Genomic DNA, 20,606 nt, shown 5'->3' with positions numbered 1-20,606 from the left:
GTCGGAGGCACTTTCACAATTCGGGACGCGTTGACTTGCCCCGGCCGGATATCGAAACTCGGACTCGCTGATCAGCGCGTCCGATGTTCCCCGTCCGCTGGGAGAAATCCGTGTCGATTTCCACCGCGGGTGTCCTCGCGCGTCCTGAATCGGTTGCCACCGCGCGCGCACCCGCCACGAGGAAGAGGAAGTGGCCCGACCTGGGCCGGTGGTTGAGCCCGCTCGGGCTGCTCCTGCTGTGGCAGGCCGCGAGCAGCGCGGGCGTGCTGCCGCCGGACAAGCTCGCGTCGCCGGTGACGGTGTTCCGCTCCGCCTACGAGCTCGTCGTGGACGGGCAGCTGGTGGACGCGTTGCTGGTGTCGTCGAGCCGGGTCGCGGTGGGGTTCGCGCTGGGCGCGGTCGTCGGCGGCGCCCTCGGCCTCGCCTCCGGCCTGTCCCGCTGGGGTGAACGGCTGCTCGACCCGCCGGTGCAGATGCTGCGCACGCTGCCGCACCTCGGCCTGGTCCCGTTGTTCATCCTGTGGTTCGGCATCGGCGAGGAGCCGAAGCTGGCGCTGGTCGCGGCCGGCGTGGCGTTCCCGCTGTACCTGAACCTGCACGCGGGCATCCGGCAGACCGACCCGGCGCTGCTGGAAGCCGCGCGCGTGCTCGGCTACTCCCGGTCCGACCGGGTCGCGCACGTCGTGCTGCCGTCGGCGGTGCCGCAGACGTTGGTGGGCCTGCGGATCGCGCTCGGCACCGCGTGGCTGTCGCTCATCGTCGGCGAGCAGGTCAACGCGGACGCGGGCATCGGCTACCTGATCAACAACGCGCGCGAGTTCCTGCGCACCGACGTCGTCGTGGTGGGCCTGCTGGTCTACGCGCTGCTCGGGCTGACCACGGACGCCCTCGTGCGCGCGCTGGAACGGAGGGTGCTGCGGTGGCGGGCGCGGTGAGGATCCGGGGACTGGTCAAGGACTTCGGGCCGCGCCGGGTGCTGGCCGGGCTCGACCTCGACGTCGCGGACGGCGAGTTCGTGGCCCTGCTGGGGCGCAGCGGGTGCGGCAAGTCGACGTTGCTGCGGATCCTGGCCGGGCTGGACGCCGACGTCGAGGGGACGTTCTCGGTGCCCGCACGCGTGTCCGTCGCCTTCCAGCAGCCCCGGCTGCTGCCGTGGCGGCGGGTGTGGCGCAACATCTCGCTCGGGCTGACCGGTGTGGACGGTCGCGGGCGTGCCGTCGCGGAGCGGGCGCTGGCCGAGGTCCGGTTGGCCGACCACGCCGACGCGTGGCCGTCGACGCTGTCCGGCGGCGAGGCGCAGCGCGTGTCGTTGGCGCGGGCGCTGGTGCGCGAGCCGGAACTGCTGCTGCTGGACGAGCCGTTCGGCGCGCTGGACGCGTTGACCCGGCTCGCCATGCACCACCTGGTGGAGCAGCTGTGGCGGGAGCACCGGCCCGCCGTGCTGTTCGTGACCCACGACGTGGACGAGGCCCTGCTGCTGGCCGACCGCGTCGTGGTGCTGGACGAGGGTCGCATCGTGGCCGAGCACCACGTCGACCTGCCGCGACCGCGGCGCCGCGCGTCGTTCGCCGACCTGCGGTCGGAAGTGCTGTCGGACCTGGGAGTGGACGATGTCGAAGCTGCTTAGCGCGCTGGTGGTCGCGGTGTTGGCGCTGTCGGGCTGCGGCACGGCGTCGTCGTCGGCCGACGGCCCGGTGGTGCTCAAGGTGGGCGACCAGAAGGGCGGTTCGAAGGCGCTGCTCACGGCGGCCGGGCTGCTCGACGACTTCCCGCACGCGATCGAGTGGTCCACGTTCACGTCCGGTCCGCCGCTGCTGGAAGCGGCGTCGGCGGGCGCGATCGACGTCGGCGGGGTCGGGAACACGCCGCCGATCTTCGCGGCGGCGGCGAACGCGAAGATCGCCGCGGTGTACTCGGCGAAGGGCAACGTGGAGAGCGACGCGCTGCTCGTGCCCGCCGACTCGCCGCTGCGCACGGTGCAGGACCTCAAGGGGCGCGGCATCGCGGTGGCCAAGGGCAGCTCGGCGCACGGCCAGGTGCTGCTGACGCTCGCCTCGGCCGGGCTCACGACCAAGGACGTGACGCTCAACTTCCTGCAACCGTCGGACGCCTACTCGGCGTTCACGCAGAAGCGGGTCGACGCGTGGGCGGTCTGGGACCCCTACACGGCGCAGGCGGAGCTGGAGGCGGGCGCGCGGGTGCTGACCGACGGGCGCGGCAAGTCCAACGGCTACACGTTCCAGGTGGCCGGGCGGGCGGCGCTGGCGTCACCGGGCAAGAGCGAGGCGATCAAGGAGTTCGTGAAGCGGATCGGCGAGGCCCAGCGGTGGGCCGACACGCACCGCGACGAGTGGGCGCGGGCGTGGGCCGCGGAGACCGGGCTGAAGCTCGAGGTGGCGCGGGCGGCCGTGGAGCGCGGCGGCGACCTGCCGGTGGCGCTGGACGACGAGGTGATCGCGTCCGAGCAGGAGCTGGCCGACGCGTTCACGGCGGACGGCGCGCTGCCCGGCAAGGTCGATTTCCGGGAGTTCGTGGACACGCGTTTCCAGGAGGAGCTGTCATGAGCGTGGTGCCGCACTGGTTCCTGCCCACGTCCGGTGACGGCCGGACCGTCGTCGAGCGCTTCCACGCCAACCGGTCCCGGGGCGCGGCGGCCGCGCGCGAACCGGACATCGACTACCTGGCGCAGATCGCGCGGGCGGCCGAGCACAACGGGTTCGCGGGCGTGCTGACGCCGACCGGCACGTGGTGCGAGGACGCGTGGCTGACCACGGCGGCGCTGCTCGCGCGGACCTCGACGCTGAAGTTCCTGGTCGCGTTCCGGCCCGGGGTGATCTCGCCGACGTTGGCCGCGCAGATGGCCGCGACCTACCAGCGGATCTCGCGCGGCCGGCTGCTGCTCAACGTCGTGACCGGCGGCGACGAGGTGGAGCAGCGCCGGTTCGGCGACTGGCTCGACCACGACCGGCGCTACGCCCGGACCGACGAGTTCCTGCACGTGGTGCGGGCGGTGTGGTCGGGGCGGCCGGTGGACTTCGCCGGCGAGCACTACCGGGTGTCGGGCGCGACCGTGATGGCCGCGCCGGACCCCGTGCCGCCGATCTACTTCGGCGGGTCGTCGGACGCGGCGCTGCCGGTCGCCGCGCGGCGGGCCGACGTGTACCTCACGTGGGGCGAGCCGCCGGCGCAGGTGGCGGAGAAGATCGGCCGGGTGCGCTCGCTGGCGGGCGACCGGCCGATCCGGTTCGGCGTGCGGCTGCACACGATCAGCCGCGACACGTCCGCCGAGGCGTGGCGCGAGGCGGAGAAGCTGCTGGAGGCGCTGGACCCCGCGCAGGTGGCCGCGGCGCAGGAGCAGCTGCGGACGTCGCAGTCGGTGGGGCAGCAGCGGATGGTGGCGCTGCACGGCGGCGACCTCGGCCGGGGGGTGCGCGGCCTGGAGGTCCACCCCGGGCTGTGGGCGGGCATCGGCCTGGTGCGCGGGGGCGCGGGCACGGCGCTGGTCGGCAGCCACGAGGAGGTGGCGGACCTGATCGAGGAGTACCACGACCTCGGCGTGGAGGAGTTCGTGCTCTCCGGCTACCCCCACCTGGAGGAGGCCTACTGGTTCGGCGAGGGCGTCCTCCCGATCCTGGCGGCACGCGGCCTGCTGGCCCGCCCGGCGACCCACGACCACCCGGGACTGCCGGTCCCCGCCGGTCGGATCACCGCGGGGGCTCCCCTTGGCGGGGACCTCCGCGAAGCCGCGCACGGCGGTTCCTGACCACGCCGTCCCCGGTTCGGAGGTGAGGCCGGACCGGGGACGTGGCGCGGGTCAGCCCTTGCGGGCCTCGACGGCGGTGTCGGGGTTGTCGGCGAAGACGCCGTCCAGGCCCGTCGCGTAGAACTTCGCGTACTCGCCGAACGCGTCGCCGTAAGCCGCCGGGTCGGTGGACCCGCGGAAGTCCGCCGGCAGGAACGTGTTCTCGTTGCGGAACGTCCAGGCGTGCACGATCAGGCCACGCGTGTGGGCGTCGCGCACCAGGGTGGTCGGCTCGCGCAGGAACCCCGCCGCGTCGCGCGGGATGATCCAGTCCTTCGCCGCGCCGATCCCGGACGCGTACGTGCGGATCTCCCGCAGCCCTTCCGGCGTCACCAGGTCGCGGTAGGTGCGCTTGTCACCGGCCTTGACGAAGTCGTACGGCGCGCCCGACCCGTTCACCAGCTGCACCAGCGGCACCCGCAGCCTGCCCTTGAGCTGCTTGAGGTTGGCCACCTCGAACGACTGCACGTACACCTTCGCGCCGTGCCGGTTCAGGCCCGCCCTGGTCAGCACGTCGACCAGGCGCGGCTCCAGCGGCAGGCCGATGTCCTGGAAGTACGTCGGGTGCTTGGTCTCCGGGTAGATCCCGATGTCGCGACCCAGCTCGCGGGTCAGCCTGCGGGACAGGTCGATGACCTCCTCCAGCGTCGGCACCTCGAAGCGGCCGTCGTAGAGGGTGTTGCGCGGCCGGACCTCGGGGATGCGCTCCTTCGCCCGCAACGTCTTCAGCTCCGCCAGCGTGAAGTCCTCGGTGAACCAGCCGGTGACCGACGCGCCGTCGATGACCTTGGTGGTCCGGCGCCCGGCGAACTCCGGGCGCGCCGACACGTCCGTGGTGCCGCCGATCTCGTTCTCGTGCCGGGCGACCAGCCTGCCGTCCTTGGTCACCACCAGGTCCGGCTCGACGTAGTCGGCGCCCATCCGCGCGGCCAGCTCGTAGGAGGCCAGCGTGTGCTCGGGCCGGTAGCCCGACGCGCCGCGGTGGCCGATCACCAGCGGGCCCCTGCGGGACGACGCCACCTCCGCGTCACCGCTCGCCGACGCCGAGGGCAGCACCACCGCCCCCGCCACCGCGAGCGCCGCGAGCGCCGCCCCGACGATCCTCGTCCGCACCATCGCCGACCTCCCCAAAGGGTTCCTGCCCGGAGACTCCTGACGCGCGGCAGCCTCGTCGCGCACCGCGACGTCCCGAACACGCTAAGGCGAAGAACCGGCCACGTCACGGTGAACGCGTGGGGAGGGGTTCGGAGTTCGTCACTCCCTGGATATGGCCGCTTCCTCCAGGTCGAGCTCGCGGAGCACCCGGAACAGCACCTCGTCGTCGATCCGCCCGTCGTCGCGGGCCTGGACGAACACCTGCCGCTCGGCCTCCAGCATCGTGCGCCGCAGCCGCCGGTAGGACGCGGCCGGGCTCTCGTCCTCCTGCCGGCCCAACCGCTCCCACGCCGCGTTGCCCCGGTGCTCGGCCATGATCCGCAACCGGTCCACGACGTCGTCCGACGTCCCGTCGTCGCCGATCATCTCGTCCAGCTTGCGCACGGCGGCCTGCGCGGCGGCGTGCTGCACCTGCGCCTCGGCCAGCGCGTCGGTCCGCTCCTCGTCGCCGTGGAACCCGAGCTTGCGGATCACGAACGGCAGCGACAGCCCCTGGAGGAGCAGCGTGCCCACGGTGACCACGAACGCGCAGAACACGATCACCTCGCGGCCGGGCAGGTCCAGCGGCAACGCGCTCGCCGCGGCCAGCGACACCACGCCGCGCATCCCGGCCCACGACAGCACGGTCACGCCACGCCACCCCGGCGCGGGCTCGCGCTCCCGGACCCGCCTCGACAGCAGCCGGGGCAGGTAGGCCGCCGGGTACATCCAGGCGAACCGCACCAGGATCGTCGCCGCCAGCACGGCCGCCGCCGCCCACACCAGCCCGGCGGTGATGTCCACGTCCCGCACCACGCTGTTGAGCTGCAAACCGATCAACGCGAACACGAACGACTCCAGCAGCACGTCCACCGACCGCCACACCGCCGTGTCCTGCAAGCGGGTGTAGTACGAGCTGCGGGGCGCGTTGTGCCCGATGTAGAGCCCGGCGACGACGACCGCGAGCACACCGGAGGCGTGCAGCTCCTCGGCGAAGATGTACGCGCCGAACGGCACCAGCATGCCGAGCGCGCTCTCCATCACGCCGTCGTCGAGCCGGTCGCGGATCCGGCGCACGCCCCAGCCGATCACCAGCCCGACGAGCACGCCGCCACCCGCGCTGATCACGAACGTGCGGGTGCCGTCCACCCACGTCGCGGCCGCGCCCGCCGCCGCCGCGACGGCCACCTTGTAGGCCGTCAACGCGGTCGCGTCGTTGATCAGGCTCTCGCCGGTGAGCAGCGTCATCGTCCGGCGCGGCAGGTTGAGCCGCCGGCCGACCGCGACCGCCGCGACCGCGTCCGGCGGCGCCACCACCGCGCCCAGCACCAGCGCCGCCGGCAGCGACAGGCCGGGCAGCACCAGGTGCGCGACCAGGCCCACGGCCGTCGTGGTGACCAGCACCAGGCCCACCGCGAGCAGGCCGATCGGCCTCAGGTTCGCCCTGATGTTGTGGTAGGAGCTGTCCAGCGCGGCCGAGTACAGCAGCGGCGGCAGCACCAGGACCAGGATCAGCTCCGGCTCCAGGGCGAACTCGGGCAGGCCGGGGATGAACGACACCGCGAGCCCGACGCCCACCAGCACCAGCGGGGCCGAGAAGTTGAGGCGCTTCGCCGCCGCCGTGACGAGCAACGCGCCGACGAGCAGCAGGAGCAGTTCCGGACCGTGCATGGCGCAATCTTGCGTGATGATGACCGGTATGACCTGTCCTCACGTCCCAGAGCTCCCGGAAGCGGTCACCCCGGACAACCCCGAGGGCTGTGCCGACTGCCTCGCCGCCGACGAGCACAACTGGGCCCACCTGCGGATCTGCCTGTCCTGCGGCCACGTCGCGTGCTGCGACTCCAGCCCGCGCCGGCACGCGACCGCGCACTTCCACGCCTCGGAGCACCCCGTGATGCGGTCGTTCGAGCCCGAGGAGGACTGGCGGTGGTGCTACGTCGACGCCCGGATCGTGTGATCCCCGCGACCGCCCCTCCCGGCGCGTCTTTACAGTCCCTTTAGACGGTTGCCCTATGGCTGTGACCGGCGACACAAGTAACTTCGTGAGCGCTTCATCCAGCGCGACACGAAGGGGTGCGCGTGCCGACCAAGCCGCAGGTCGAAGTCGATGAACTGCTCGCCGAGTACGACGAGGAGCGCCCGTCGCGCGCCTTGTCCCGGCGGTGGGAGCTGGGTGTGCGGGTGGCGGGTCTCGCCATCGCGCTGCTCGTGCTCAAGCAGGTGTTCTGGCCGTTCAGCAAGGGCGGCCAGTACTACCTGGTGATCTTCCTGGCGGTCACGCTGCCGCTGGTCTTCCTCTGCTACCGGCCCCGCGGCAGGCGCGGCGGGACCGACGACCCCGGCGTCCTGGACTGGGTGGCGGCGGCCTGCGCGTTCGTCGTGGGCGCCTACCCCCTGTTCGGCGGGTTCGACGCGTTCCTCGACCGCCAGGGCCAGCTGACCGCGCTCGACGTCGTCGCCGGGTCCCTGCTGCTGGTGCTGGTCCTGGAGGCGTGCCGGCGGACCACCGGCTGGGTGCTGCCGGTCGTCTGCGTCGCGTTCATCGCGTTCGCCTACTACGGCGGGTTCCTGCCGCCGTCCTGGACGATCTCGCACGCCGGCGTGGACTTCTCGCAGATCATCAACGGCTTCTACAACGACGCCACCGGGTTCTACGGGACGCCGCTGGACGTCGCCGCCACCTACATCGTGCTGTTCACCATCTACGGCTCGGTGCTGAACGCCTCCGGCGCCGGCGCGTTCTTCGTGGACATCAGCTTCTCCGCGTTCCGCAAGTCCCGCACCGCGCCGGGCCGCACCGCCGCCACCGCCGGGTTCCTGCTCGGCACCGTGTCCGGCTCGGGCACCGCGACCACCGTGTCGCTGGGCGCGGTGACCTGGCCGATGCTGAAGAAGGCGGGCTACCCCAAGGAGAACGCGGGCGGCCTGCTCGCCGCGTCCGGCATCGGCGCGATCCTGTCGCCGCCGACCCTCGGCGCGGCGGCGTTCATCATCGCCGAGTACCTGGAGACGTCCTACCTCCAGGTGCTGATCTGGGCGATCCTGCCGACCCTGCTGTACTACCTGGGCATCGCGCTGGCCGTGGAGATCGACGCGCGCAAGTTCGGCGCGAAGCCGGTGGAGATCGACTCGCCGAGCCCGTGGGCGCTGCTCAAGCGCGGCGGGTACCACTTCCTGTCGCTCGCGGTGATCGTGGTGTTCCTCGCCCTGGACATCCCGGTGTTCTCCGCCGTCGTCTACGCGACCGGCGTCGCGGCGCTGTTCGCCCTCGTGGCCCTGCGCGGCGACGTGCGCGCCTGGGTGCGGGCGATGGCGGACTCGCTGTCGCTGGGCGTCCGGTCGGCGCTGCCGGTGATCGCGGTGTGCGCGGCGGCCGGCGTGATCACCTCCACCATCACCAAGACCGGGCTCGGCCAGGTCCTGGCGTCGACGCTGGTCGACGTGGCCGGCGCGATCTCGTCCAACCCGACCGTGGTGCTGTTCGTCACCGTGGTGCTGGCGGCGGTCGCGGTGAGCCTGCTCGGCCTGGCCGTGCCGGTGACGGCGTCGTTCATCATCTCGTGGGTCGTCATCGGGCCCGCGCTGATCGAGCTGGGCGTGGCGCGCGAGGAAGCCGCCATGTTCATCTTCTACTACGCGGTGCTGTCCGAGGTGACGCCGCCGACGGCGCTCGCCGCCGTGGCCGCCGCCGCGATCACCGGCGGCGACGTGATGAAGACGATGTGGCGGACGTGGAAGTACACGCTGCCCGCGTTCCTCGTGCCGCTGGCGTTCGTGCTGACCGACAACGGCGCCGGGCTGCTGCTGCGCGCGTCGTTCCTCGACGGCGTGTGGGTGTTCGCGGTCTCCGCGCTGGGCGTGGCGGCCTTGGCCGTGCTCACCGGCGGCTGGATGTTCGGCCGCGCGCGGTGGCCGGAACGCCTGCTGTGCGCGCCCGCCGCCGTCGCCCTGCTCTACCTGCAACCCGTCACCATCGCCGTCGGCCTCGGCTTCCTGCTGGCCGCGGTCGCGGTGCACGTCGTGCTCCGCCGGAAGATCCACTCGGGAGAGGAACAGCATGCGCAGCTGGACGCTTAAGGTCGCCGTGGGCGCGCTCTCGGTCGGCCTCGTCGCCGCCGGGTGCGGGGGGAAGCAGACGCCCGCCGCGTCGAGCGGCGACCCGGGCGGAGCCGCCTGCGAGGCGGCGGACGGCCGGATCACCATCGCGACCGGCAACTCCGGCGGCGTGTACTACGTCGTCGGCGGCGGGCTGGCGAAGCTGATCAGCGACAACACCAAGCTCAAGGCCACCGCCGCCGAGACCGGGGCGTCGGTGCAGAACATCCAGCAGCTCGTCGCGGGCGACTACGACATGGCGTTCTCGCTGGCCGACACGGCGGCCGACGCGGTCGCGGGCAAGGGCGCGTTCGAGGGCAAGCCGCAGCAGGTGCAGGCGCTGACCCGGCTGTACCCGAACTACACGCAGGTGCTGGTCAGGGCCGACTCCGGGATCGACTCGGTGGCCGACATGCGCGGCAAGCGGATCTCGACCGGGTCGCCCAAGTCGGGCACGGAGGTGATCGCGCAGCGGCTGCTGACCGCGGCCGGGCTCAACCCCGAGACCGACGTGCAGGCGCAGCGGCTCGACCTGGCCAAGACCGCGGACGGGATGAAGGACGGCAGCATCGACGGTCTCGTCTGGTCCGGCGGCCTGCCCACCGCGCAGATCACCGACATCACCACGTCGTTGAAGGACCAGGTCAAGTTCATCGACATCACGCCGCAGCTGGACGCGTTGAAGAAGGTCAACGAGGTGTACGACCAGGGCGTCATCCCGGCCGCGACCTACGGGCAGCCGGCGGACGTGCCGACGGTCGCCGTGCCCAACGTCCTGCTCGTGCGCGCGGACTTCCCGGAAGGCGACGCGTGCGCCGTGACCAAGCTCATCTACGAGAAGAAGTCGGAGCTGGAGGCCGTGCACCCGGCGGCGAAGGACATCCGCCAGGAGAAGGCCGGGATGACCGACCCGGTGCCGCTGCACCCCGGCTCGCTGGACGCACTGGGCGAATGACCGGGCGGGTCATCTAGGCTTCCGCACCGTGCGTGTCCTGGTCATCGGGTCTGGCGCCCGTGAACATGCCCTTGTCCTCGCTTTGTCGCGGGATCCTTCGGTGATCGCGTTGGCCTGCGCGCCGGGCAACGCCGGCATCGCCGGTGTCGCCGAGACCTACGGGGTCGACGTCACCGACGCCGGGGCCGTCGCGGCGCTGGCCAAGGAGTGGAACGCCGACCTGGTCGTGGTCGGGCCGGAGCAGCCCCTGGTGGCGGGCGCGGCGGACGCCGTGCGCGCCATCGGGATCCCCTGCTTCGGCCCGTCGGCCGCGGCGGCCCGGATCGAGGGCTCCAAGGCGTTCGCGAAGGACGTCATGGCCGCCGCCGGCGTGCCGACCGCCGTGTCGGAGATCGTCGACAACCCGGCCCGGCTCGACTCGGCGCTGACCCGCTTCGGCCCGCAGTGGGTCGTGAAGGACGACGGCCTCGCCGCGGGCAAGGGCGTGGTCGTCACCGCGGACCGCGCCGTGGCCCGCGCGCACGCCATGACGTTGCTCGACCACGGCCACCCGGTGCTGCTGGAGTCGTTCCTCGACGGCCCCGAGGTGTCGCTGTTCTGCCTGGTGGACGGCGCCACCGTGGTGCCGCTGCTGCCCGCGCAGGACTTCAAGCGCGTCGGCGACGGCGACTCGGGCCCCAACACCGGCGGCATGGGCGCGTACTCGCCCCTGCCCTGGGCCTCGCCCGACCTCGTGGACACGATCGTGGCCACCTGCGTCCAGCCGGTCGTGGACGAGCTGGCGCGCCGCGACACCCCGTTCACCGGCCTGCTCTACGCGGGCCTGGCCCTGACCTCCACCGGCCCGCAGGTCATCGAGTTCAACTGCCGGTTCGGCGACCCGGAGACCCAGGCCGTCCTGGCGCTGCTGCGCACCCCGCCGGCGGCCCTGTTCCACGCCGCCGCCACCGGCGACCTCGCGTCCGCGCCGCCGCTCGACTGGGCCGACGACCACGCCGTGACCGTCGTCATCGCCGCCGAGGGCTACCCCGGCCGGCCCCGCACGGGCGACGTGATCAGCGGGTCCGAGGCGGACGGCGTCCTGCACGCGGGCACCCGCCGCCGCGAGGACGGCGCCGTCGTCTCGATCGGCGGCCGGGTCCTCTCCGTGGTCGGCACGGGCCGGACCCTGGCCGACGCCCGCACCGACGCCTACCGCCGCGTGGAAGGCGTCCACCTGACCGGCTCCCACCACCGCACGGACATCGCGCTGCGCGCGGCGAACGGGGAGATCACCGCCCCCTAGCGCCGGTCGCGGACCTCCAGGTCGACCGCCGCCACCCCGCGGGAACCGGGCCGGGCGTTTCTTCGTCCAACCTCAGACCCGGCTCACGTGGTCGTTGGTAGCCTCGAACCGGGTTCAATCCGTTACCGACCGTACGGGGGTAGGGCGTCGTGGAACAGGAGACCGGCTTGCTGGGAGCCGTCGCCGCCGCGGGGGGAGCCGTCGGCAGAGCGGTCGGCGAGGTGTTCAAGGCGGAGAAGCGGCTCGGGGACGCGGTGACCGGCGGACCGGCCGGCGGACAGCAGTTCACCGTCACCAAGGACACGGTCCTCCAGGCCGGCAAGATCATCCAGGGCCAGGTCGACGCGCTGTGGACGAGCTACGGCGCCGCCGTCCGGGACCTCCGCGTGAGCATGGGCGGCCTCGACGCCGTGAACGAGGACATCGCCGAGGCGTGGAACGAACGCCTGCTCGACCACGACGACTCGTACGCCCGGCGGGTCGAGCAGTACATCGAGAGCCTCGTGGCGCTGGTCGAGCAGCTGCGCGCCGCGGCCAAGCAGTACGGCCACACCGACGAAGAGGTCACGGCGGCTATGGGGGCAGCGAGTGCTTCGCAGCAGTAAGGCACTCGTCGCGCTCGTGCTGACGGCCGGCGCGGTGCTGGCCGGCTGCACGCAGAAGGAACCCGGCGACGCCACGTCCGCGGCGCCCGCCACCGGCTCCACCACGGCGCCGGAGACCTCCGAGTCGCCGGTCGACTTCCCGCCCCGGCCCGCGGACATCAAGGTCGACGGCATCGCGGACGCCTGCGCGACGCTCACCGAGGACCAGCAGCGCGAGCTGGGCATCGACGCGGCGCACGGCCAGCAGATGGACGTCATCGAGGACCGGGAGATGCCCGGGTGCAGCTTCCGGGCCAACTCGCGTCCGCTGTTCAGCTACGAGGTCACGCTGATCTCCGACGAGGGCGCCGGTTACTGGCAGGGCGGCGGCAACCTCGACGTCGTGTCGAAGACCGTCGCCGGGTACGGCGCGGTCCAGGTGACGCTGGCGGGGACGAGCAAGGCGGACTGCGCGCTCGCCGTGGACGTGGCCGACGGGCAGCAGGTGTTCGTCTCCTTCTTGCCGGTGGGCGACGGCTTCACCCAGGACGAGATGTGCCGGAACGCGGCCAAGGGCGCGGAGATGGTCATGACGACGTTGAAAACTTTGAAGTAAGGGGGAGGTATGGGCTTCAGGCAGATCACCGACCACCGCTTCGAGGGGTACTCCAACACCGGGTTGGCGGAGCTGGTCGGGCAATTCCAGACGGGTGACGCCGCCCAGCGGTTCAGCGACGCGTCGCACGCGTTGCGGCAGCTCGCGAGCACGTTGGACGAGACGGACCAGGCGCTGCGGACCGAGCTGAAGAAGCTCGGCATCGACTGGCGCGGCGCCGCGGGCGACAACGCCGGCCAAGCGGTGACGGTCTCGGCCGACACGGCCACCTCGGGCACCGAGGCCGGCCAGACGAACTCCAAGGCCACCGCTGTGCAGGGCGCGAACTACAGCCAGGCCAGGAACGGGATGCCCGAGCCGCAGCAGTTGCGCGGGGCGAGCGAGACCAACGTGGTCGACGACGTCGGCGGGTTCTTCGGGTACGAGACCGATCACGCCAAAGAGGTGAAGGAGACCCAGGCGGCGCGCGAGCAGGCGATCCGAGGGCTCGACCAGTACACCGAGGCCAGCCGGGACGCGCTGAACCAGTACCAGGGCATGAACAGGCCGCCGCAGTTCGACGTGACGGCCGCGTCCAGCGTCAGCACGCCGGTCGCCTCGGTCGGGTTGCCCGGTGGGCCCACGCCCGGGATCCCCGGTGGCGTGCCGGGCGGCGTTCCCGGCGGGTCGACCGCCCACCTCCCCGGTGGCGGCACGGTCGGGTTGCCGCCGCAGGTGCCCGGGCAGCTGCCCGGTGGCTCGACGGGCCTGTTGCCGACCACGCCCGGCGGGCAGACGGTGCTGCCGCCGGCCGCGTTGGGCGGCAAGCCGGGCGGCTCCAACTTCGGGTTGGGGCTCGGGCTCGGGTTGGCCGGCGGGCTCGGGTTGGGGCTCGCGGCGACGCAGGCCCGCGGCGGGCGGGTCGTGCGCAACACCGCCCCGGCGATGCCCGGCGGCGGCAAGGCGCCCGAAGGCCACGCCGGCGGCAAGGGGACCGGCGGCGGGGCGGGCGGCAAGGGCGGTGTGCCCGGGATGCCCGGCACGCTGACCGGGAAGCCCGGCATCTCCGCGACGATCGGCGCCATCGACCCCGACGAGCGGGTCCACGGTCGGGGCGCGGCCGGCGGCGTCGCGGGCAAGGGCGGCGCGGGTTCCTCGATGTTGCAGCCGGCGGCCAGCGCCAAGGGCGGCGAGGGCGAGGAGGACGGCGAGCACGTGCGCAAGTACGGCGTCGACTCCGACGACGTGTTCGGCGACGAGCGGATGGTCGTGCAGTCGGTCATCGGCGACGAGTCCGAGAAGAAGTGAGGTGAGCGGCACGGTTGTCCTGTCCACGCTGGAGTTCGACGTCGCGTGGGAAGGTGAGCGACTTGCCCGGCGCAACGTCGCGCTGGACGTGCCGAGCCCGGGCATCACGCACACCGAGCGCGCCGTGCTCGTCGAGCAGGCCTGGGCCTCGCTCGCCGAGCGCGGCCTGGCGGCGAACCGGCGGCTGACGCCCGAGTTGGCCGACGCGTTCGCGCTGCTGGCCAACCCGCAGGTGTCGATCGACCTCTGGATCTGGGTCGACCGCCGCAAGATCAAGGGCCTGGCGGCGGCCGCCGGCGACGAGGGCGTCCTCGCCGTGGTCGACGGCGACGAGGTGTGGCTGATCGAGTCGCGGGGCAGCGCGCTGGCCGAGTCGGCGGTGTCCGTCGCCGGCGACATGCCCGCCGGGTACGGCCGGTCGATCAGCCTGCCGAACGACGTGCTGCGCGCGGCGTCCCAGGAAGCCGGGCGGGACGCGGAGAAGCTGGTGCTGGCGCTGGAGCGGCAGGGGTTGCCGCTGCACGAGGCGCAGGAGCTGGCCGGCATGTGCGACGGGATGAGCACCCGCGGCCAGTTCGGCGTGGAACGCGCCCGGCCCGCCGGCCCGCCCGTGCGCGCGGACCGCGTCGTCGCCTGGCACGACACGCCGTCCGGCCGGTACCTGCACCAGGTGCGGCCCAGCTCGGACGGCCGCAGCTGGAGCACGATTACCCCGATCGACAACGCCCGGCTCGCCGGGTGCGTGTGGGAGCTGGTGCAGGAGGTCTGAGTTCCCCGCGCCCGAACGGAACCCGCGCGTCCTCGGCGACGTCAGTTCCGCGAGCGGGCCTGGGGGGCCGGAGCAGTGCCCGCCGTCATTCGGGAGTGACGTCTGGTGACCGAAGCGACCCTCAGCGCCACCGCGTTCCGCACCGCCTGGGCACACCTCGACCTCGGCGCCATGCCGATCGTGCTGCACGTGCCGGACGACCCCGCGCCGTGGAGCCACCTGACCGCCCAGGGGCACGCCCGCGGCGGCGAACTCGACCCGTGGCTCGGCGCGGCGTTGAAGCTCCTCGCCCACCCGCCGCGCTCGGCGGACCTGCGGCTGGGCCTGGGCAGAGCCGCGGTGCGCGCGCTCGCCGCGTCCGCCGCCACGGGCTCGGTGCTGGCCGTGCTGACCGGGGACCTGCTCACCGTGCGGGACGTCGACGACGACCTCGCCACCGCGCTCGTCGGGTTGCTGCCGGTGATCGCCGACGGCCTGGTCGGCGGACCCGACCTGCGCGGCCAGTTCGGCGCGGCGGTGATCGACCGAAGCGGGCGGCGCAGGCGGGCGGCGGACGTCGTCGACTTCCACGGGCCGACCGACGCCGACCTGCTGCGCAAGAGGGTCACCGGCCTGTTGGAGGAATTGCGGCGATAACGGCGGTGCGCCCGCCGGTTCCGTCCCGGAGCACGGTCGGCGCGCGGGCGGCGGCCGGCAGGGCTGCCGGCGGGTGCGCGGTGGGATCCCGCGGTGGGCGGCGGTGGTGACCCGCGGGATGTCCGGCGGGTTCGATTAGCCTGGCCGGCATGGTCGGTGTTGCCGGACGTGCGGATGTGCCTCCCTTCCACGTCATGGAGGTGCTGTCCGCCGCGGCGCGGCGGCAGCGGGTCGTCGGGGACGTGGTGTCGTTGGCGGCGGGGCAACCGTCCAGCCCGGCGCCCACGCCGGTGCTGGAGGCCGCGCACCGCGCCCTGCGCGAGCAGGCGTTGGGCTACACCGAGCAGCTGGGCATCGTGGAGCTGCGGGAAGCGCTGGCCGGTCACTACTTCCGGCAGTACGGGCTGGAGGTCTCGGCGGACGACGTCGTGGTGACCACCGGCTCCTCCGGCGGGTTCCTGCTGGCGTTCCTCGCCGCCTTCGAGCCAGGCGACCGGGTCGCGCTGGCCCGGCCCGGCTACCCCGCCTACCGCAACATCCTCACCGCGCTGGGGTGCGAGGTCGTCGAACTGCCCTGCGGCCCGGAGACCCGGTTCCAGCCCACGGTGGCGATGCTGGACGACGCCGGTCCGCTCGCCGGGCTCGTGGTGGCCAGCCCGGCGAACCCGACCGGCACCGTGCTGTCCCCCGACGAGCTGGCCGGCCTGTCGGCCTGGTGCGCCGAGCACGACGTGCGGCTCGTCAGCGACGAGATCTACCACGGCATCAGCTACGGCGCGCCCCTCGCCAGCGCGTGGCAGACCTCCCGCGACTCCGTCGTGGTCAACTCCTTCTCCAAGGCGTTCGCCATGACCGGCTGGCGGTTGGGGTGGATGCTGCTGCCGCCCGACCTGCGCCGGGCGGTGGACCGGTTGACGGGCAACTTCACGCTCTGCCCGCCCGCCCTGGCCCAGCACGCGGCGGTCGCCGCGTTCGAGCCCGAGTCGTACGCGCAGGCCGAGCGGCTGGTCGAGGGGTACCGCCTCAACCGGGACGTGCTGCTCAAGGGACTGGCCGACCTCGGCATCGACGAGGTGGCCCCGGCCGACGGCGCCTTCTACGCCTACGCCGACGTCTCGCACCTCACCGGCGACTCGATGGACTTCTGCCGCCGCCTGCTGGACGACACGGGGGTCGCGATCGTGCCGGGCGTCGACTTCGACCCCGTGCGCGGGCACGAGTTCGTCCGGATGTCCTTCGCGGGGGCCGCCCCCGACATCGAGGAGGCGTTGCGGCGCCTCGGCGCCTGGTTGTCGTCCTCGCGATGACGGTTGTCCTCCCGGCCCAGGTCGGAGCGGGGAACCGATCGGGCGGTCCGGTCGTTCGGATGACATGGTCCGGATAATCGTGTGGCTGCTCGCGGCCTGGCTCGTGATCACCGTGCTCGGCGCCGTGATCAAGGGCGTCTTCTGGCTCGCGGTGATCGGTGGCGTGCTGTTCCTCGGCACGGCCGCGTACGGCGCCATCAAGAGCAGCAAGCGCCCGAAGGGCATCAAGGGTCCCTGACCCGGCTCGATCTGCCCCGCGAGCTGGTAAAACGACGAGCCGACCCGCACCATGGGTCGGTGTTCCAGACCGATGAACGACGCCTCGACCGGTGGGAGAGCCGCGCCGAGTGGCCGCTGACGGGCTTGGCGGTCCTCTTCGTGGTGGTCTACGCCTGGCAGGTGCTCGACGGCCACTCGACCCCCGGCGTGCACGCCGTGCTGGAGGTCGCCCTCTGGCTGATCTGGCTGGTCTTCGCGGTGGACTACGGCGTGCGCCTCAAGCTGGCCGTCGACAAGCGCAGGTTCGTCGTCACCCACCTGTTCGACCTGCTGGCGGTCCTGCTGCCGATGGTCCGCCAGCTGCGCGTGCTGCGGCTGATCAGCGTTCTGAAGGTGCTCAACAAGCGGTTCGCGGGCAAGTTCCGGCAACGCGTCGGCGTCTACGCCGCGGGCGTCACCTTCCTGGTCGGCCTGTGCGCCTCACTGGCCGTGCTGGACGCGGAACGCGACCACCCGGACGCCTCCATCACCACGTTCGGCGACGCCGCGTGGTGGACGCTCACCACGATCTCCACCGTCGGTTACGGCGACCGCTACCCCGTCACCTGGGAAGGTCGCCTGGTCGCGGCTCTGCTGATGATCGGCGGCATCGCCCTGCTGGGTGTCATCACCGGCACGATCGCGTCCTGGCTGGTCGAACGGCTCAGCGGCGTGGAGGGCTCGGTGGCCGAGGCCGAGCAGGCGACGGCGGCCGAGCTCCGCCTGGTCCGGGCGGAGCTGGCCGAGCTGCGCGAGGAGCTGCGCGCGGCGAGGTCCGAGAGCGGTCGCTGAGCCCTCGGACCTCGGCCGCTAGTCCCCGAGCACCTGCCGCGCGTGCACCGGCCCCTGCCACCGGACGCCCCGGAGCCCGGCCGCGACCGCGCCGTCCACGTTCACCTGCCGGTCGTCGAAGAACACGCAGTCCGCCGGGCGCGCCCCGAGCCGCTGCGCCAGCGCGGCGAAGATCCGCGGGTCCGGCTTGGCCACGCCGAGGTCGCCGGAGAACACCAGGTGCCGGAAGTGCCTGGTCCACGGCTCCCGCTCGGCGGTCCGCGCGAACGACACGGGCGCGTTCGACAGCAGCGCCAGCGGCACCCCGGCCGAGGCCAGCTCCGCCACCAGCTCCACCGCGCCGGCCGCCGGCCGCAGCCACCCGCGCACGTCCACCTCGGTCAGCCGCCGGGCCAGCGCCTCGTCCACCGGCACGTCCACGGTCGAGCCGACCGCGCGCCAGTACTCCAGGTCGGACTGGCCGGCGTCGTAGGCGTCCCGCGCGGCCCAGTACCCGCGCGCGAAGTCCTCGACCGGCGCGCCGAGCAGCGCGGCCAGCGCGGGCAGCTCCCCGGTCGGCTCGCTGAGCACCTCGCCGTAGTCGAACACCACCCAGCGCACGTCAGCTCGCCGACCCGATCCGGCGCAACGCCTCGGCCACGTCGTCCGCGTTCACGTCGCGGTGCAGCACGAACCGCACCTTGCCCGCCATCGGCCCGGCGAACACGCCCAGGTGCCGCAGCCCGGTCAACGTCACCTCCAGGTCCGGCACGCCCGCCAGCACGATGTTGGTCTCCGGCTCGTCGACCTGCCAGCCGAGCTCGGCCAGGCCGCGGGCCAGCGCGCGGGCGTTCACGTGGTCCCGCGCGAGGTCGTCGATGCGGTCCAGCCCCACCAGGCCCGCGGCGGCCAGCACGCCGCCCTGCCGCACCCCGCCGCCGAGCATCTTGCGCACCCGCCGCGCCTCCGCGACGAACGTCGTCGTCCCGGCCACCACCGACCCGACCGGCGCGCCGAGGCCCTTCGACAGGCACACCTGCACCGTGTCCACCCCGACCGCCAGCGCGGCGGGCGGCAGGCCCAGCGCCACGGCCGCGTTCCACAGCCGCGCGCCGTCGAGGTGCACGCGCAGGCCGGTCTCCCGCGCCGCCGACACCAGCAACGCGTGCTCGTCGGGCTGCGTCACGGCCCCGCCGGCGGCGTTGTGCGTGTTCTCCAGGCACAGGAGCGTCGTGCGCATCGCGTAGTACGGCCCGGACGTCCCGGCCGCCGCGCGCACCGCGTCGGGTGAGGCCCGGCCGGGGCCCGCGTCGCACTCCAGCGGGTGCGGCATCCCGCCCGCGATCCACGCGGCCGTGCCGAGCTCGTTGTCGAGCACGTGCGCGCCGCGCGGCGCGAGGAACCGGTCGCCGGGCCGCAGGTGCACGGTCAGCGCGATGAGGTTGCCCATCGACCCGGAGGGCACCCACAGGGCCGCGTCGACGCCCAGCAGCTCCGCGACGCGGTCCTCGAGCCGGCGCATGGTGGGGTCGTGGTCGAGCACGTCGTCGGCGACCTCGGCACTGGACATCGCCAGTCTCATGGTCTCGTCCGGCTGGGTGACGGTGTCGGAGCGGAAGTCGAGTGGCGAGAGCTGGGTCACGAATGGATCACATCACACGGGGCAAGCCCTGACCCGACCGCGTCGGCGGTACCACGATGGGGGGTGACGCAAGTCTCGGTGAACCGGCGTGCAACCGTGGGCGCCACCGGTTCCGTCCGGTAAGTGCAAGCACGACGAGCGGAGAGAGTCCGCGTGGATCAGCGCGACGAGCAGGAGTTCGCGGAGTACTTCGTGGCTCGCCGGGAGGCCGTGCGCCGAACGGCGTTCCTGCTCTGTGGTGACTGGCACCGGGCGGACGACTTCGCGCAGACCGCGTTCGTCGCGCTGCACCGCCGGTGGCGCAAGGTCCGGGACAAGCAGGCCCTGGACGCCTACGTCCGCCGGACCCTGGTGCGCGCGGTGATCGACGAGTCGCGCCGGCCGTGGCGGCGGGAGCGCTTCGTGGACGAGGTCCCGGAGCGGCCCTCGGGCGACGGCGAGGTGGCCGACTCGGTGGCGACGCGCGAGGCGCTGGTCGCGGGCTTGCGGCGGGTGCCGCCGAGGCAGCGGGCGGTGCTCGTGCTCAGGTTCCTGGAGGGCCTGGACGTCGCGGCGGCGGCCGAGGCGCTCGGGTGCTCCGAGGGCACGGTGAAGAGCCAGACCTCCAGGGGGCTGGAAGCCCTCCGCGAGGCGTTGGGCGACACGATCGACGACTTGCGGCCGGCGTCGTGAGCGGGAGGAGGAGGTAGGTGGACGAGCAGAAGCTCGGCGAGCTGTTCCGCGACGCGGCCGGTGACGCGCCGCCCCCGTCCTTCGACGTGGACGCGGTCCGGTCGGCCTCGGCGCGGGCGACCGCCCGGCGCAGGTCGGCCGTCGCGCTCGGCTCCGCCGTGGCGCTCGTGCTCGTGTTCGGCGGCCTGGTGCTCTCCGCGAACTTCGCGCGGAACACGAGCAGCGACACGGCCGCCGCGGGTTCCGCTGAGCACGCTTCGTCCCCTAACGTGGTCACTCCTTTCAGCGCGGGCGAGCCGGAAGTGCTGTCGAAGGACGCGCCGGCCGACCGCAGCGGTGGAAATCCGCCCGAGAGCATCCCCGAGGACCCGTCTACGCAGGGGGACGATCCATCGGGGAGCGCCGGTCGCACGTTGGCCGGCAGCGCCCAACGCGGGTGCGTTGAGGTGGACCGGGAGCTCGCCGTCGCCCTCGCCGACGAGCTCTCGGTCGCCAACGCGGAGCAGGCCGCGCCCGCCGTGGCCGACTGCCCGACCGACGCGCGGGGCGCGAGCTTCCTCGTGCGCGACGGCGACGTCTACGGCACGGTGTCCGCGGTGCTCGCCCGGGAGGGCGCCGCCGCGCAGGTGACGGCCGGTTCCGGGACGCACGCGAGCGCGAGGACGTCCGGTGGCGAGGAGCTGCACGTGCTGAGCAGGCCGGCGCAGGGCTCGTCGGAGGGTCCGCTGGCGGACGACCTGGCGGAGCTCGCGGACCGGCTCGCCGCCCGCTTCTGAGTCGCGGAGACCGG

22 protein-coding genes are annotated in these 20,606 nt (G+C 73.2%); 18 read left to right on the top strand and 4 right to left on the bottom strand.

Going from position 1 to position 20,606, the window contains the following annotated elements; all coding sequences use genetic code 11:
- The first annotated feature begins 110 nt into the window (after nt 1–110).
- Genes IOD16_RS35645 through IOD16_RS35630 form a run of 4 tightly spaced genes read left to right on the top strand, consistent with a single transcriptional unit; the run spans nt 111 to nt 3,763 of the window.
- Entirely contained in the window at nt 111–935 is an 825-nt protein-coding gene (locus IOD16_RS35645) for an ABC transporter permease (RefSeq protein WP_201437904.1), read from the top strand.
- The gene (locus IOD16_RS35640) at nt 920–1,627 is read left to right on the top strand and encodes an ABC transporter ATP-binding protein (RefSeq protein WP_201437903.1); all 708 of its coding nucleotides are present in this window, start codon (nt 920–922) and stop codon (nt 1,625–1,627) included. The genes IOD16_RS35645 and IOD16_RS35640 overlap by 16 nt, the downstream gene beginning before the upstream one ends.
- Nucleotides 1,611–2,564 (top strand): ABC transporter substrate-binding protein, encoded by a 954-nt coding sequence (locus IOD16_RS35635; protein ID WP_201437902.1) that lies wholly within the window; start codon nt 1,611–1,613, stop codon nt 2,562–2,564. Before IOD16_RS35640 ends, IOD16_RS35635 begins: the two co-directional genes overlap by 17 nt.
- Nucleotides 2,561–3,763: an LLM class flavin-dependent oxidoreductase gene (locus IOD16_RS35630; RefSeq protein ID WP_201437901.1), complete on the top strand. Its 1,203-nt coding sequence runs from the start codon at nt 2,561–2,563 to the stop codon at nt 3,761–3,763. The genes IOD16_RS35635 and IOD16_RS35630 overlap by 4 nt, the downstream gene beginning before the upstream one ends.
- Nucleotides 3,764–3,814: 51 nt before the next feature.
- Here IOD16_RS35630 and IOD16_RS35625 read toward each other — a convergent pair whose 3' ends face one another.
- Both IOD16_RS35625 and IOD16_RS35620 read right to left on the bottom strand, forming a co-directional pair.
- On the bottom strand, nt 3,815–4,918 hold the full coding sequence (locus IOD16_RS35625; RefSeq protein WP_201437900.1) for a glycerophosphodiester phosphodiesterase: 1,104 nt from the start codon (nt 4,916–4,918) through the stop codon (nt 3,815–3,817).
- Nucleotides 4,919–5,056: 138 nt separating this feature from the next.
- On the bottom strand, nt 5,057–6,607 hold the full coding sequence (locus tag IOD16_RS35620; RefSeq protein ID WP_201437899.1) for a Na+/H+ antiporter: 1,551 nt from the start codon (nt 6,605–6,607) through the stop codon (nt 5,057–5,059).
- 28 nt (nt 6,608–6,635) lie between these two features.
- Between IOD16_RS35620 and IOD16_RS35615 the strand changes: the two genes are divergently transcribed.
- The 12 genes from IOD16_RS35615 (at nt 6,636) to IOD16_RS35560 (ending at nt 17,523) form a co-directional block, all read left to right on the top strand.
- Nucleotides 6,636–6,896, top strand: coding sequence for a UBP-type zinc finger domain-containing protein (locus IOD16_RS35615; RefSeq protein ID WP_123748251.1), 261 nt, complete (start codon nt 6,636–6,638; stop codon nt 6,894–6,896).
- Between the two features lie 122 nt (nt 6,897–7,018).
- On the top strand, nt 7,019–9,016 hold the full coding sequence (locus IOD16_RS35610) for a TRAP transporter permease (RefSeq protein WP_201437898.1): 1,998 nt from the start codon (nt 7,019–7,021) through the stop codon (nt 9,014–9,016).
- A complete protein-coding gene (locus tag IOD16_RS35605) occupies nt 8,997–9,989 on the top strand; it encodes a TAXI family TRAP transporter solute-binding subunit (protein WP_123745001.1) in 993 nt (330 codons plus the stop codon). The genes IOD16_RS35610 and IOD16_RS35605 overlap by 20 nt, the downstream gene beginning before the upstream one ends.
- Nucleotides 9,990–10,017: 28 nt before the next feature.
- A complete protein-coding gene (gene purD / locus IOD16_RS35600) occupies nt 10,018–11,274 on the top strand; it encodes a phosphoribosylamine--glycine ligase (protein ID WP_201437897.1) in 1,257 nt (418 codons plus the stop codon).
- A gap of 149 nt (nt 11,275–11,423) precedes the next feature.
- Entirely contained in the window at nt 11,424–11,879 is a 456-nt protein-coding gene (locus tag IOD16_RS35595; RefSeq protein WP_123745003.1) for a hypothetical protein, read from the top strand.
- Entirely contained in the window at nt 11,863–12,474 is a 612-nt protein-coding gene (locus IOD16_RS35590; protein ID WP_201437896.1) for a DUF3558 domain-containing protein, read from the top strand. Before IOD16_RS35595 ends, IOD16_RS35590 begins: the two co-directional genes overlap by 17 nt.
- 9 nt (nt 12,475–12,483) lie before the next feature.
- Complete coding sequence (locus IOD16_RS35585; protein WP_201437895.1) at nt 12,484–13,761, top strand: PPE domain-containing protein; 1,278 nt, start codon at nt 12,484–12,486, stop codon at nt 13,759–13,761.
- A gap of 1 nt (nt 13,762) precedes the next feature.
- Nucleotides 13,763–14,530 (top strand): ESX secretion-associated protein EspG, encoded by a 768-nt coding sequence (locus IOD16_RS35580; protein ID WP_201437894.1) that lies wholly within the window; start codon nt 13,763–13,765, stop codon nt 14,528–14,530.
- Nucleotides 14,531–14,635: 105 nt separating this feature from the next.
- On the top strand, nt 14,636–15,166 hold the full coding sequence (locus IOD16_RS35575; protein ID WP_201437893.1) for an ESX secretion-associated protein EspG: 531 nt from the start codon (nt 14,636–14,638) through the stop codon (nt 15,164–15,166).
- Nucleotides 15,167–15,315: 149 nt separating this feature from the next.
- Entirely contained in the window at nt 15,316–16,473 is a 1,158-nt protein-coding gene (locus IOD16_RS35570; protein ID WP_201437892.1) for a pyridoxal phosphate-dependent aminotransferase, read from the top strand.
- 64 nt (nt 16,474–16,537) lie between these two features.
- Nucleotides 16,538–16,711: a hypothetical protein gene (locus tag IOD16_RS35565; RefSeq protein WP_170185188.1), complete on the top strand. Its 174-nt coding sequence runs from the start codon at nt 16,538–16,540 to the stop codon at nt 16,709–16,711.
- A 59-nt stretch (nt 16,712–16,770) separates the two neighbouring features.
- Nucleotides 16,771–17,523 (top strand): potassium channel family protein, encoded by a 753-nt coding sequence (locus tag IOD16_RS35560; RefSeq protein WP_123745009.1) that lies wholly within the window; start codon nt 16,771–16,773, stop codon nt 17,521–17,523.
- A gap of 18 nt (nt 17,524–17,541) precedes the next feature.
- On the opposite strand, the gene IOD16_RS35555 is transcribed toward IOD16_RS35560, so the two are convergent.
- Together IOD16_RS35555 and IOD16_RS35550 are read right to left on the bottom strand one after the other, a co-directional pair.
- Nucleotides 17,542–18,123, bottom strand: a complete 582-nt coding sequence (locus IOD16_RS35555; protein ID WP_201437891.1) for an HAD family hydrolase — start codon at nt 18,121–18,123, stop codon at nt 17,542–17,544.
- Between the two features lies 1 nt (nt 18,124).
- Nucleotides 18,125–19,144 carry a threonine aldolase family protein gene (locus IOD16_RS35550; protein ID WP_201437890.1) on the bottom strand — a complete coding sequence of 340 codons (1,020 nt, stop codon included), beginning with the start codon at nt 19,142–19,144 and terminating at the stop codon, nt 18,125–18,127.
- A 153-nt stretch (nt 19,145–19,297) separates the two neighbouring features.
- Here IOD16_RS35550 and IOD16_RS35545 point away from each other — a divergent pair, with 153 nt between their 5' ends.
- Together IOD16_RS35545 and IOD16_RS35540 are read left to right on the top strand one after the other, a co-directional pair.
- Nucleotides 19,298–19,816: a SigE family RNA polymerase sigma factor gene (locus tag IOD16_RS35545; protein WP_123745012.1), complete on the top strand. Its 519-nt coding sequence runs from the start codon at nt 19,298–19,300 to the stop codon at nt 19,814–19,816.
- 17 nt (nt 19,817–19,833) lie between these two features.
- Nucleotides 19,834–20,592: a hypothetical protein gene (locus IOD16_RS35540; protein ID WP_201437889.1), complete on the top strand. Its 759-nt coding sequence runs from the start codon at nt 19,834–19,836 to the stop codon at nt 20,590–20,592.
- Nucleotides 20,593–20,606: the final 14 nt, after the last annotated feature.

The organism is Saccharothrix sp. 6-C (assembly GCF_016695385.1).
GTDB classification, from domain to species: domain Bacteria; phylum Actinomycetota; class Actinomycetes; order Mycobacteriales; family Pseudonocardiaceae; genus Actinosynnema; species Actinosynnema texasense.
Note: the sequence above shows the minus strand (reverse complement) of the source record. Positions and strands in the feature narration are given on the sequence as shown.

Bases quoted from the DNA above. Each gene is read 5' to 3' on its own strand.
- IOD16_RS35565 (WP_170185188.1), top strand. From the start codon at position 16,538: ATGGTCCGGATAATCGTGTGGCTGCTCGCGGCCTGGCTCGTGATCACC.
- IOD16_RS35635 (WP_201437902.1), top strand. From the start codon at position 1,611: ATGTCGAAGCTGCTTAGCGCGCTGGTGGTCGCGGTGTTGGCGCTGTCG.
- IOD16_RS35570 (WP_201437892.1), top strand. From the start codon at position 15,316: ATGGTCGGTGTTGCCGGACGTGCGGATGTGCCTCCCTTCCACGTCATG.
- IOD16_RS35630 (WP_201437901.1), top strand. From the start codon at position 2,561: ATGAGCGTGGTGCCGCACTGGTTCCTGCCCACGTCCGGTGACGGCCGG.
- IOD16_RS35625 (WP_201437900.1), bottom strand. From the start codon at position 4,918: ATGGTGCGGACGAGGATCGTCGGGGCGGCGCTCGCGGCGCTCGCGGTG.
- IOD16_RS35615 (WP_123748251.1), top strand. From the start codon at position 6,636: ATGACCTGTCCTCACGTCCCAGAGCTCCCGGAAGCGGTCACCCCGGAC.
- IOD16_RS35585 (WP_201437895.1), top strand. From the start codon at position 12,484: ATGGGCTTCAGGCAGATCACCGACCACCGCTTCGAGGGGTACTCCAAC.
- IOD16_RS35620 (WP_201437899.1), bottom strand. From the start codon at position 6,607: ATGCACGGTCCGGAACTGCTCCTGCTGCTCGTCGGCGCGTTGCTCGTC.
- IOD16_RS35605 (WP_123745001.1), top strand. From the start codon at position 8,997: ATGCGCAGCTGGACGCTTAAGGTCGCCGTGGGCGCGCTCTCGGTCGGC.